We start from the raw sequence: 12,421 nt of genomic DNA, 5'->3' as shown, positions 1-12,421 counted from the left end.
ATTTATAGGCTCTTTATAGACATATTGTCGTAAAGGGAAAGATAAACGGGTTGATATGCGCTTTAGCCTCTATCCCCAGCGGAAATTCAGACCTCTTCTGACTCCGCACATATTGGAGATTCCCACAATGAGTGGTAAACATCCTTTAGTTCAAGCTGTTGAAAATGCACAGTTAAAATCTGATATCCCTGCTTTTGCTCCTGGTGACACTGTCATCGTTCAAGTAAAAGTAAAAGAGGGTGATCGTGAACGTCTTCAAGCATTTGAAGGTGTTGTAATCGCTAAGAAAAACCGTGGTTTGAACTCTGCGTTCACAGTACGTAAAATTTCTAGCGGTGTTGGTGTTGAGCGTGTATTCCAAACTCACTCACCAGTTGTTGCTAAAATCGAAGTGAAACGTCGTGGTGACGTTCGTCGTGCTAAACTTTACTATCTTCGTGACTTGTCTGGTAAAGCTGCACGTATTCGTGAAAAATTACCAGCTCGTAAAGCGTAAGCTTATAGCGAGTAAAAAAATGCGCCTTTTGGCGCATTTTTTTGTTTAAAAACTATAGTCCTTGAAGTTTCAAACGGTTTGCGTGTTGACGATAAACTGATACAGGATCGGAAGCGAAAATAGAACGTATACCAAGTACTTGGTTCACTTCATCTAAATGATTCCAGTTGTAATCATCACGAATTGTTTTACCAAATTTGGCACTGCATCGGGAAACAAGTCCATCATTATCACCAAATGGATCGACTACTAAACTACTGCCTGTAAGCGCAATATCAAATGGATCTAATGGGTTGGTCAGCGCTTTATTCCCCGAGAAAGAATACATATAAATACCTTTCTCTTGGTATGTCCCTTCACCACAAGAAGTAGTTGGTACACCCATAGGGAATTGAGCATTAAATTGAGCTGAACCTTGAGTTGATAAGCTATGAGCACCTGCTAAAGAGTCATGCGGATAGCTTGTTGGGTCTAGGCCTCCTGCCCAAGTAATGGCTGCTGAAAACCAGTTTACTAACGTTGCCAGTCCAGACAGAGGAGTACCCTCAACGTTCAGGATCACATCTGCCATTGGTGATCCCTTGTGAGGTGCACCGATCGTGGTGAGTGAGGCAACTTTCTCTGGCATGATACCGGCCACATAGCGAATTGTCGGGCCCCCATGGCTATGACCGATCAAGTTGACTTTAGGCTTACCAGTAATGGCAATAATCTCTTCTACTTGCTGGGCAAGTTGTTCACCACGCACTTCTGTTGAGTTAAAAGGTGACACTCTGGTTGCCCAGACATTTCCTCCATTACGTGCCAGATCAGGAAGAATTTGGTACCAGTAATCGAGACCAAGTGTATCTGTCCCAACTCGGTTAAAACCTGCCATACCGTGGTTAAAAACCAGTGGATATTTGGTTTGTGCATAAGATGAATAGACGAACGAGTTTTTAACTTGTTCAGCATTTGTGGCATGGGCCGCTGAAACACTCAATCCTGAGAGCATTGCAGCGCAAAAAAACGTTAACTTCCTTTTCATTTTTTACTCACTATTTTTATTTTGTATGAAAAGCAGCTTCTTACTGCTAGTGCTTGTTTAGCCAGTTCCTAAAAGAAAAGGCTTAATAATTAAATGGCAGTTCACCTCCCTGATCATGGACCGTTTCAAAAGTTCGAAGTCTTAATTGTTCTTGTGATGAGTTAAATTGTTGTTGGCGTAATTGTTGTATGGCTTGGTTTTTAGCACTATCGCTCATATTGCTTTTAATAATTTCATCTCGTCCACTCAAGTAACTTGTGACCCTTTGCTGCCAAGCACTACGCTGTGTATCTAAAGTTTCTAATCGTTGAGTCGCCTCGGCTCCAACAAGTGCTGTACGCATTTTTCTAAGTTCTTCTGCTGAACCATTGCGCGCTTTAATTTGTTTGGTCAGTGCATGTAAGTCATCAAGTTTAGAGAGCTCTTGTAGGTTCTGTTGCCAGTCTTCTGGTAGTTGTTCAAAGCGTTCTTTAAGCTTTTGCGCCTTTTCAATTTCGCTTAAAGAAGAGTCCTCAAGTATTTGCATACGATCTAGCGTGTAGTTCTGATAGATATCTTCGGTTGAGAAGAGTCCATCAATTTCAGCGGACGAAAAGAAACGTTTTCTTAGATCTTGAATTGAATTAAAGATCTTTTGAAAATAATTTTTATCTTGTTGTTTTGATGGAGGCGTTTGGATTTGAGCAAGCTGTTCACGGTATTTTAAGTAGCGGGTCCATAAATCCAGAATCTGTGAGCGAGCTGGCTCTAAATATTTCCCCTGAATAAATTGTCCAAAGTGATTTTTAATTTGCTCTAAATCATTTTCTCCATATTGAGTAATAAAATATTCAAAGCAGTCACGAGTTTGACTGTTAACAACCAAATGTTGGGAACTATCAATTTTTAACTGACAGTTAACTTCAGTATCTTGCTGACTTTTACTATGGTAAGCATCTGCATTTAGCGATGAATGATTTGTGGGTTGAGCCGATGATAAATTTTGAGCTGTGGTTTCACTGACTTGGGCTAATGTGTTTTTTGAGTCAGGCTTTAACCAATAGACACATGCAATGAGGCTCAAAATAAAAAAACCGAGCACGCACCACAATACCTTCTTCTGCATCCCTTGCATAAAGATATCTTCCTTAAGTTTTAATTTGTTGTTTTTTTACTCGATCATTAATGTGCCATAAAATAAGTGAAAAGGCACCTAAATATTGTGAAAATATCTTGCCGAATTTGCTAACATGTCGGCACTTTTTTCTAGCTTTGTGTTCCAGTAAAAATGACGACAAAAAATCAAAAAATTTCTCGTCGCCATATCAGTGGTGTATTTCTATTAAATAAACCATTAGGCTTAAGTTCAAATGCGGCTTTGCAAAAAGTGCGTTGGTTATATCGCGCCCAAAAAGCAGGCCATACTGGAGCGTTAGACCCCTTGGCGACAGGTTTGCTCCCGATTTGTTTGGGAGAGGCAACCAAGTTCTCACATTATTTGCTGGACTCAACAAAGCGTTATCAAACCACTGTTCGATTGGGACAGACCACAACAACAGGTGATGTGGAAGGGGAGATTTTACAAGAGCGTCCTATTCCTGTGCTTAGCCAAGAACTTATTGAACAAACCTTAGAAAAATTTAGAGGTGATATTCAACAAGTTCCACCCATGTATTCGGCTTTGAAAAAAGAAGGTAAGCCGTTATATGAGTTGGCAAGAAAAGGTATAGAGATTGAGCGTGAAGCGCGTCCAGTCACGATTTATGCTTTAGAGCTTATTGAATTTACCGAAAATAGTATCACTCTGGATGTAACCTGTTCTAAAGGGACTTACATCCGTGTATTAGGTGAAGATATTGGTGAAGCACTTGGTTGTGGTGGGCATTTAACGATGCTAAACCGGACTCAAACAGGACATTTTGAGCTTATTCCGAGTTATACCATTGAATATCTGGAAAGTTTAACAGAAGAGCAAAGAGAAGCATTGTTACTTCCAGTTTATGCTCCGGTTGAGCATTTCCTGAAAATTCAGGTGCCTGAAGGGCGTGAAAAATATTTTTGCAACGGTTTAGAAAGCAATATTGAGCATTCTGCAGAAGCAGAAGTTTTAGTTTTTTCGGGTGAGCGCTGTTTAGGCTTAGCTGAGATTACCGATAAAAAACGGTTGGTACCTAAGCGTATCTTAAATTTGTAGTAGATGTAGAGTATAAAGCATGGGCATGGAATGGGACGTTATCCTTAGTTTGATCTTTTTTGCGTTTACTGCAGGAGCAATTGATGCTGCTGTAGGCGGCGGTGGACTCATCCAGATTCCCGGGATCATGAGTACTTTTCCTAACATGTCGACTGCTACGGTGATTGGTACCAATAAAGTCTCATCCATTTTTGGTACTGCATCGGCGGCTTATACATTTGCTAAAAAAGTAAAGTTGCAATGGAAGCTTTTAGCCGTTATTGCCATTTGTGCCTTGATTAGTTCTTTTGCTGGCGCGGCATGCTTATCACTTATTCCTCAATCGGTATTGCGTCCTTTCGTTTTCGTAATGTTGATTGTGATTGCGATTTATACCCTAGTTAAAAAGAACTTCGGTCAAGTTCATACCGAGCAAAAAATTACCACGAAAATGTTAATTTTAGCTGGTATCGGTAGTTTGGCGATTGGTTTTTACGACGGTATTTTTGGGCCAGGTACAGGTAGTTTCTTTATTTTCTTCTTTATCCGTTTTTTACAAGTTGATTTCTTGCATGCTTCAGCTTTGTCAAAAATCGGTAATTTTATGACTAACTTAGCTGCGCTGAGTTTCCTCATCCCGACTGGTCACGCTATTTTGCATATTGGTTTAATGATGGCGGCGGCTAACGTGCTAGGTTCTATTGTTGGGGTGCGTACTGCACTTAAATATGGCAGTGGTTTTGTGCGAATTATCTTTTTAATTTTGGTAAGTATCCTGATTTGCCGTTTGGGCTATCAAATGTTTGTTACGGGTTAAATAAGATTGAAAGTATGAGCTGTCTCAAAAATGCAGTTCATACTTTTGTGTATCATTTACAGTTAGAAATATAAAAATCATTACAGAAATTTACTAGAAAGAAAACTGTGTAAAAAATAGTCTTATTTTAAGCTACTTAAACATTATAAATTTCAACGTATGATAAACCTTGAAATAAAAAAGATTTTTTAGCTAAAAAATGAGGAAGAGAATGAATATTTTCGAAGCATTAAGAGAAAGCCATGAAAATCAACGTAATCTTTCTGAACAACTCATTCAGACACATGGTTTAACCGAAGAACGAAAAGAATTATTTGATGCATTAAAAAATGAACTTTATGCCCATTCAGTTGCTGAAGATCGTTACCTCTATATTCCTTTAATGTTTGATGATGTCGGTTTAGATATTACGAGACATGCTTTATCTGAACATCATGAAATGGATGAGTTGGTCGAACAACTTGAAAAAACCGATATGAGTAGCCCGAGCTGGTTAGCAACCGCCAAACAGTTGAGTGAAAAAGTCCATCATCATTTAAAAGAAGAAGAGCATAAGTTTTTTCAGCAAGCTGGAAAAATTCTTAAAGACAGCGAAAAAGAGACACTCGGCAATAAATATTTAAAGGAATATAAAAAGTATAAAAAGCAGCAGTAGAGTAAACCTATGCAGCCTTTTTAGTACTTCTTAAAGTAACACCAATAGAGGCCAGCATTACGCAAGCCAAAGCCACCCATTGCAGCATGCTGATTTCTTCGTGAAGCAATAAGAAACCCGTTAATGCTGCCAATGCTGGTGCTAAACTCGTTAGAGTCCCGTAAGTTAATTTATTGAGTTGTTTGAGAGCCATTAAATCGAGTGCATATGGAATTGCAGTCGCTAATACCGCAATAAGTAAGGCTTTACCCCAGTACTGTGTTTCAAGTAATGCAGGAGCATTGTGCCAGATTCCAATTGGCAATAAGGCAAGTGCAGATACACCGATCCCAATCGTTAATGCGTGCATCCCGATATTTTGGGTCACAACTTTATGACCGAAATAGATATAGAAAGCCCAGCAAAGTCCGGCACCTAGTGCACATGCTGCGCCTACATACGAGAAATGGTGTTGAATAGGGTTTTGCCAAGGTACCATGAGTGCAATGCCTAACATGGCAAGTGCTACCCAAATGTAGTCGCTCTTTTGTTTGATAGAAAGAAGCGCAAGACCTAATGGACCAATAAACTCTAATCCAACAGCAATACCTTGGGGTAATTTTCCAAGTGATGTATAAAATAGGATATTCATTAACCCTAAAGATGCGCAGTACATCAATAAATCACGCCATTTTAAATAGGGTAAGCGTGACCAGATTTTCCAAGATCGGAACATAATTGCGACAATAACCGTTGCAAAACTCAGCCTTAAAACTGTAACGGTGAGAGGGTCTAATGTTGCAATGAGCTGCTTAGCAAATGAAGCGCTGATTTGATATGAGACCATCGACAAAATCATATACAGCACAGCAATAATTGGAAGATTTTGCATGGAAAATACTCTAGCGCTTCATCTGATGTCTAAAAATAATGGTGGATAATTATAACGAATACTATGTTTTAGCTGGCAGATTTTATTAAATTAACTTGCTGCTTTTTCACGTTCTTGGCGAGCTTTTTGGGTGGTTACGGTACAACCAACAGAGGCAGTGATAATGGTTGCAAGTGCTAGCCATTGATTCCATAAAAGATATTCACCCAAGAAGATAAATCCAGATAGTGCTGCAACTGCGGGCTCTAGGCTCATCAATGTTCCAAAGCTTAAAGGTGTCAAATTGCGCAGTGCTAACATTTCTAAAGAGAATGGGAGAGCACTGGCTAAAATAGCCAAACCAATAAAATAAAAAAGATAGGGAAGTTCAATCACTTGACCAATCGAGCCTGAAAAAAAGGTAATGGGTAATAAGATGCATGCACCTACACTCATTCCCAAGCACACCGTATGATTACCTGAAATACCAGAAGGTTTTTGCCCAGCAATAATATAAAGCGCCCAACAAGCCCCTGCACTAATTGCAAATAAGACGCCGATCCAATCTAGACTATGTGCCTGATTAAAAGGGAAAAGTAAAATCAGCCCAATAATTGCGAAGCTGACCCAAACAAAATCATATTTTTGGCGTGCGTGGTATAACGCTACACTTAAAGGGCCAATAAATTCAAAAGCAACCGCGATCCCAATCGGTAAGCGTTCGATCGACAGATAAAATAAGGCGTTCATGCCTGCAAGCGCAAATCCATAAGCTAAAATTGCTTTCCATCGAACCTGACTAAAATTAATTCGCCAAATTTGAAAAATAATCGCAAGAATAATTGCACCTAAACATAGGCGCATTGCAGAAACAGTCAGTACAGGGAAGTTCTGAAATAAAATTTTAGCTAAAGATGCGCTACTTTGAACGCTTAACATAGCAAGAATAAGAAAGCCCAAAGCATGCAGCTGAGATTTCTGGTTTAAAGTGGACATTTTATTATTTGATCAATTGGTATACTTTTCACATGATAATGTAAATGCCCATAAAAAAGCCACAGACAATGCTGTGGCTTTTGAATTTGCAGTTCGCATTAGAACAATACGCGCACGCGAATTGTACCTTCAACTTCATGCAACATATCTAAAGCTTCTTGAGAAGCAGAAGCGTCAACATCCATTACGAGGTAACCGATGTCACCTTTAGTCATAAGTGACTGACCAGAAATGTTGATGCCTTGTTCAGCAAACAAGTTGTTGATTTTAGACAATACACCTGGCACGTTTTTGTGGATGTGCAATAAACGGTGTTGACCAGCTGTCAATGGTAATGCGATTTCCGGGAAGTTCACCGCAGAAAGTGTCATACCTTTGTCAGAGTAAGCAACAAATTTCTCTGCAACTTCTAAACCAATGTTTGCTTGAGCTTCCATGGTTGAACCACCAACGTGAGGAGTTAAAATCACGTTGTCTAGGCCGCGAAGTGGAGACTGGAATTCTTCACCATTTGCTTTAGGTTCTTTCGGGAATACGTCAACCGCTGCTCCAGCAATATGACCAGACTTGATTGCATCAGCTAAATCTTCAATCACTACACATGTACCACGTGCAGCATTTAAGAAGATCGCGCCTTCTTTCATTTTCGCAAATTGTTCTTTAGTGAAGAAGTTACGTGTAGACGGAACATCTGGCACATGCAACGTTACAACATCTGCAGTTGCTAAAAGTTCATCTAAAGAACCAACTTGGCGAGCATTACCCATTGGTAATTTGGTTACTGCATCATAATAAATAACATGCATACCCATACTTTCAGCAAGAACTGAAAGTTGAGAACCGATGGAACCGTAACCCACAATACCTAAAGTTTTGCCACGAGTTTCAAAAGAACCGACAGCAGACTTGTCCCAACCACCACGATGACAAGCCGCCGATTTTTCAGGAACACGGCGAAGAAGAAGAATCGTTTCAGCAAGTACAAGCTCTGCAACCGAACGCGTATTTGAATACGGTGCGTTGAATACAGGAATACCACGTGCCATTGCTGCTTTAAGATCAACTTGGTTTGTTCCGATACAGAAACAACCTACTGCGATCAATTTGTTTGCAGCTTCGAAAACTTCTTCAGTCAATTGGGTACGCGAACGAATACCAATAAAGTGAGCATCTTTAATTGCTTCTTTAAGCGCTTCGCCTTCAAGAGCAGTTTTACGATAGTCAATATTGGTGTAACCCGCAGCGTTTAGAGTATCGACTGCGTTTTGATGAACGCCTTCTAACAAAAGGAAACGGATTTTATCTTTAGGTAGTGAAAGATGTTGGCTCATTACGGCTCCGCTACAAAGGCCAAATTTGGTGGCGGTATAATAACATACTGGGCGGTGCTATAGATATTTCGTTTATACCATCGCCTTATGGCAATTTTATCTATGTCTAATCACTTCTGTTTATGGCTTGTCGAGCATTTTAAAATATGCTTGGTAGGGGGATAAATGTGATTTTTCTCTGAAAGCCACATAGAAAGCATTTATTTACGTTAAACATGTTTTGTAGTGACAGTATCTCTATTCTGAACTTTATCGCTTGCGCGGATACATGTAGAATATAGGAGTTCCTTGAACATTATGGCTTTGCTCAGGTGAGAACCTTGAGAATTATGAGGTCATAGTCCCACCACAGTTTACTTCTTGCTAGGTCTGCAAACGATGAATGCTCCAGTCGCTTTAACACCTGAGTTACTCACCCAATTAACAGCAATCGTCGGTGAAAACCGTATTAAAACTGATGCTGATAGTCTCGAAAACTGGGGTAAAGATCATACCAAGCATTTTAATCCGAACCCATCGGTCATCGTTTTTCCGTCAACGACTGAACAAGTTCAGGCAGTTGTAAAGCTTGCGAACCAGTTTAATGTTGCGATTACACCGTCAGGTGGTCGTACTGGTCTCTCTGCCGGTGCGGTAGCAACCAATGGTGAAATTGTCATTAGCATGGACAAAATGAACCAAATTCTTGAGTTCTTCCCGGCAGACCGTATGGTGCGTGTTCAAGCTGGTGTTGTGACTGAGCAATTGCAGAATTATGCAGAAGAACAAGGCATGTATTATCCGGTGGACTTTGCGTCAGCGGGTTCTAGTCAGATTGGCGGTAATATTGGTACCAATGCTGGTGGTATTAAAGTTATTAAATATGGCATGACACGTAACTGGGTACTTGGTTTAACTGTAGTGACTGGTAAAGGTGACATCCTGCGTTTAAACAAAGGCATGGTTAAAAATGCAACTGGTTATGCATTACAGCATTTGTTTATTGGCGGTGAAGGCACATTAGGTTTAGTGACCGAAGCAGAAATTAAACTTGAGCGTCAACCACAAAACTTACAAGTTTTAGTTTTAGGTGTTCCTGATTTTGATGCAGTAATGCCTGTATTACATGCGTTCCAAAAAGACATCGACTTAACTGCATTTGAGTTCTTTGGTGAACTTGCAATGCAAAAAGTTTTAGATCATGGACATGTACAACGCCCATTTGAAACTCAATGCCCGTTCTATGTATTACTTGAGTTTGAAGCTCCATATGAGCCGATTCTCGATAAAGCAATGGAAATTTTTGAGCATTGTATGGAGCAGGGTTGGGTACTTGATGGTGTAATGAGCCAGAGCCTTGACCAAGTAGAAAGCTTATGGCGTTTACGTGAAGATATCTCTGAATCAATCGCGCCATTTATTCCATACAAAAACGATATTTCAGTATTAATTACTCACGTACCTGCATTTATTCGTGAGATTGATGCAATTGTTCAAGAAAACTATCCTGATTTTGAAATTTGCTGGTTCGGTCATATCGGTGATGGTAATTTGCACTTAAATATTTTGAAACCTGAAAACTTAACCAAAGATGAGTTCTTTGCGAAATGTCAGGTGGTTAATAAATATGTGTTTGATACCGTGAAAAAATACGATGGTTCAATCTCTGCCGAGCATGGTGTAGGCATGACGAAAAAGCCATATTTGGAATATTCACGTTCGCCTGAAGAAATTGAATATATGAAAGCTTTGAAAAAAGTATTTGACCCGAATGGTTTGATGAACCCAGGTAAATTATTCGATCTTTAAATTAGATCTATTTTGTAGGACTACATAGTTTCTACAGAGTAACCGACAAAGCCATAGCATCATAAAGCTATGGCTTTTGTTTTTGGTGATAAAAATGCAACGTTTATTTTTAATTTCAGCGCTTTGTGCTGGGCTTTTCACTGGGTGTGCGACGACCAGTAAATTAATCCCTTTTGTGGGTTCTGAAACCCCGATGCAACAAGTACTTAAAGCTCAGCCTGAGATCGTAAAAGAGCATAACAATACCTCAGTTCAGCAAGTATTTAACCGAGTAGAATCTCCAACAGTTTCCCGTATTACCGTGATTCAAACAGGTTTAATGGATGATTCTGTTTCAGCAATCCGAACAGAATATTCATTTAAATTGATTGATGAAAAGTGGCAATTGCAAAATAAACAAAAGAGCTATCAATGCGCGAGAGGGAAAGGCTCTAGAGGCTTTCAAACGCAGCTTTGTTCTTAAAAATAAAAAAGACGATAAATATATCGTCTTTTTTTATGGACTAAATTATACGCCGCTTTCTAAAATTTTAATTTTGACGTCAACAACATCATCTTTAACGGCTGCATGATGTGCTTGCATATGAGGCGTCGCTAAATGCGCTTCAAGATGGGCCACACTTTGCCATTTTTCTAGCATGACAATCGTATCAGGCTCGTGAGTTTGGAAGCTCGCATTTGATTTGTGATCAACTAAAGGTTCATAACCGTGACAACCATCTTCTGCTAAAACAGTTGGAATGATTTTTTGAAAGGCATCCAATACGTTCTGGCGATGCTGTCCACCCGATTTAGTACGAATTTCCGCAATAATGGTTAGCATGGATTTCTCCTTATTAGGCTGCTGCAAATACAGTATTTAAGTGTGCTTTATATTCTTCAACATAACTATCAACGTTAGGCATTTTAATTACGTCATTTACGATAAATGTCGGAAGGGTGCTCATGCCTAAGAACTGATTGGCTTTATGAAATGGTAAATAAACACCATCTACACCTACGCCGTGGAAGAATTGATCTGCATCTTCAAATGCTTCCATTGGAGCATTCCAAGTCAATGACAGCATATATTTTTTGTCATGAATTAGACCACCTGAACCATATTTTTTTGAGGCATCAGAACGGCTACGGCCATCACTTGCATAAAGTGAACCATGACCAGTGGTAAAGACATCATCAATATACTTTTTGACTGTCCAAGGTGCGCCCATCCACCAGCCTGGCATTTGATAAATAACAACATCTGCCCATAAGTATTTTTCAACCTCACTTTCAGCATCATAGTTGCTGTCTGCACGGGTGACTTGAACTTCGTGGCCGAGTTCCGTGAGATGTGTGGTTGCTAGTGTGGTCAAGGTGTCATTTAATTCACCGTTTGAGTGGGCAAATTGTTTAGCACCATTAATCACTAAAATCTTACTCATGGATGTTGCTCTCATTAAATTCCTGTATTTGACGCATACTCTATGAGATTTACTGTTGTAGAAAAATGCATGAATAGGAAAAATATTGTTGATAAAAAATCAATAATTATTATTGGATTTCTATTTAAAATTAATCTATCTCATTAATATCAATAAATTTATACTTATTTACAAAGCTCAAAAGGAAAAAGTGGCCTATTATCTTTAGCATTAATTTTGAGTAAATAGAGGGGAAGAGTGATGAAAAAGAATGGTTTGTTGATTATTTTCAGCTTAAGCATATTAACAGCTTGTGCTCCACCTCAAAAATCTTCTGCTCAACTTGCTGATAGTCCTATACAGGCTGTATTACTCGATCAACCAGATCTTTTAAATGATGCAAGCAATTTAGATATTTCACAGCAAATGAATGCTTCGGATGATCCTTCCAGTGCGCAAGTTACTATTTTGCAAACAGAACCTAGTCCAGATGCGGTGTCGAAAACACGTACTGAATATTTATTAAAACGAGATCAGCAAATCTGGAAAATTGTGAATAAAAAGCAAAGCTATCAATGTACAAAAGGAGAGGAAACTACAGACTTTCAAGTTAATCCTTGCCCATGATGCTTAATTTTTTATCGAATATGTGGATAACTTTGAGTTTGTGCACAAGCATAATTTGCATGCCTTTTTGTGCAAAAAACTGAAATTTAAGCTTCTTGAAATTGCATGATTGCTGATCAATTTAAAAAGTGCTATTGTTGCGCTCGGCAATTGTGCCAATTGGTAAAAAATTACCGAATCTCACGTCATATATTTTTTCTCGTTTTAGACACCTTGTGAATACGGTGTTTCACACTCTAAACATGCACTCTCACGGCATATAACAACTTAACTAAAGAT

Annotated in this window: 14 protein-coding genes; 7 read left to right on the top strand and 7 right to left on the bottom strand. The window is 39.2% G+C overall.

Going from position 1 to position 12,421, the window contains the following annotated elements:
- Positions 1-127: 127 nt before the first annotated feature.
- Positions 128-496 carry a 50S ribosomal protein L19 gene (rplS, locus tag MKL33_RS15305; RefSeq protein WP_002116654.1) on the top strand — a complete coding sequence of 123 codons (369 nt, stop codon included), beginning with the start codon at positions 128-130 and terminating at the stop codon, positions 494-496.
- Positions 497-548: 52 nt separating this feature from the next.
- Here rplS and MKL33_RS15300 read toward each other — a convergent pair whose 3' ends face one another.
- Together MKL33_RS15300 and MKL33_RS15295 are read right to left on the bottom strand one after the other, a co-directional pair.
- Entirely contained in the window at positions 549-1,490 is a 942-nt protein-coding gene (locus tag MKL33_RS15300) for a lipase family alpha/beta hydrolase (RefSeq protein ID WP_080591800.1), read from the bottom strand.
- Positions 1,491-1,605: 115 nt separating this feature from the next.
- Positions 1,606-2,637: a lipase secretion chaperone gene (locus MKL33_RS15295; protein WP_086394124.1), complete on the bottom strand. Its 1,032-nt coding sequence runs from the start codon at positions 2,635-2,637 to the stop codon at positions 1,606-1,608.
- A 153-nt stretch (positions 2,638-2,790) separates the two neighbouring features.
- Between MKL33_RS15295 and truB the strand changes: the two genes are divergently transcribed.
- From truB to MKL33_RS15280, 3 genes are all read left to right on the top strand, one after another.
- Entirely contained in the window at positions 2,791-3,696 is a 906-nt protein-coding gene (gene truB, locus MKL33_RS15290; protein ID WP_086355293.1) for a tRNA pseudouridine(55) synthase TruB, read from the top strand.
- A gap of 19 nt (positions 3,697-3,715) precedes the next feature.
- Positions 3,716-4,492 carry a sulfite exporter TauE/SafE family protein gene (locus tag MKL33_RS15285; protein WP_000525218.1) on the top strand — a complete coding sequence of 259 codons (777 nt, stop codon included), beginning with the start codon at positions 3,716-3,718 and terminating at the stop codon, positions 4,490-4,492.
- A 211-nt stretch (positions 4,493-4,703) separates the two neighbouring features.
- Positions 4,704-5,147: a hemerythrin domain-containing protein gene (locus tag MKL33_RS15280; RefSeq protein ID WP_001019905.1), complete on the top strand. Its 444-nt coding sequence runs from the start codon at positions 4,704-4,706 to the stop codon at positions 5,145-5,147.
- Positions 5,148-5,154: 7 nt separating this feature from the next.
- Here MKL33_RS15280 and MKL33_RS15275 read toward each other — a convergent pair whose 3' ends face one another.
- The 3 genes from MKL33_RS15275 to serA form a co-directional block, all read right to left on the bottom strand.
- Complete coding sequence (locus MKL33_RS15275; protein WP_005067148.1) at positions 5,155-6,018, bottom strand: EamA family transporter; 864 nt, start codon at positions 6,016-6,018, stop codon at positions 5,155-5,157.
- A 90-nt stretch (positions 6,019-6,108) separates the two neighbouring features.
- Positions 6,109-6,993 (bottom strand): EamA family transporter, encoded by an 885-nt coding sequence (locus MKL33_RS15270; protein ID WP_032036643.1) that lies wholly within the window; start codon positions 6,991-6,993, stop codon positions 6,109-6,111.
- A gap of 98 nt (positions 6,994-7,091) precedes the next feature.
- Complete coding sequence (serA, locus tag MKL33_RS15265; RefSeq protein ID WP_002116919.1) at positions 7,092-8,324, bottom strand: phosphoglycerate dehydrogenase; 1,233 nt, start codon at positions 8,322-8,324, stop codon at positions 7,092-7,094.
- 378 nt (positions 8,325-8,702) lie between these two features.
- Between serA and MKL33_RS15260 the strand changes: the two genes are divergently transcribed.
- Positions 8,703-10,112, top strand: coding sequence for an FAD-binding oxidoreductase (locus tag MKL33_RS15260; protein ID WP_002116692.1), 1,410 nt, complete (start codon positions 8,703-8,705; stop codon positions 10,110-10,112).
- Positions 10,113-10,206: 94 nt separating this feature from the next.
- Positions 10,207-10,575, top strand: a complete 369-nt coding sequence (locus MKL33_RS15255; protein WP_016143627.1) for a hypothetical protein — start codon at positions 10,207-10,209, stop codon at positions 10,573-10,575.
- Positions 10,576-10,620: 45 nt separating this feature from the next.
- Here the strand turns inward: MKL33_RS15255 and MKL33_RS15250 are convergent, their stop codons facing one another.
- Together MKL33_RS15250 and MKL33_RS15245 are read right to left on the bottom strand one after the other, a co-directional pair.
- Positions 10,621-10,935, bottom strand: coding sequence for a putative quinol monooxygenase (locus tag MKL33_RS15250; protein ID WP_270907300.1), 315 nt, complete (start codon positions 10,933-10,935; stop codon positions 10,621-10,623).
- A gap of 13 nt (positions 10,936-10,948) precedes the next feature.
- Complete coding sequence (locus MKL33_RS15245) at positions 10,949-11,536, bottom strand: NAD(P)H-dependent oxidoreductase (RefSeq protein WP_002117050.1); 588 nt, start codon at positions 11,534-11,536, stop codon at positions 10,949-10,951.
- A 237-nt stretch (positions 11,537-11,773) separates the two neighbouring features.
- Here MKL33_RS15245 and MKL33_RS15240 point away from each other — a divergent pair, with 237 nt between their 5' ends.
- Entirely contained in the window at positions 11,774-12,142 is a 369-nt protein-coding gene (locus tag MKL33_RS15240; protein ID WP_075383162.1) for a hypothetical protein, read from the top strand.
- Positions 12,143-12,421 lie beyond the last annotated feature (279 nt).

Origin of the sequence: Acinetobacter sp. AOR43_HL (assembly GCF_027854635.1) — a bacterium.
In the GTDB taxonomy this organism is placed as follows: Bacteria; Pseudomonadota; Gammaproteobacteria; order Pseudomonadales; family Moraxellaceae; genus Acinetobacter; species Acinetobacter pittii.
The sequence above is the reverse complement of the archived record's forward strand: the minus strand, read 5'-3'. Positions and strand labels throughout refer to the sequence as shown.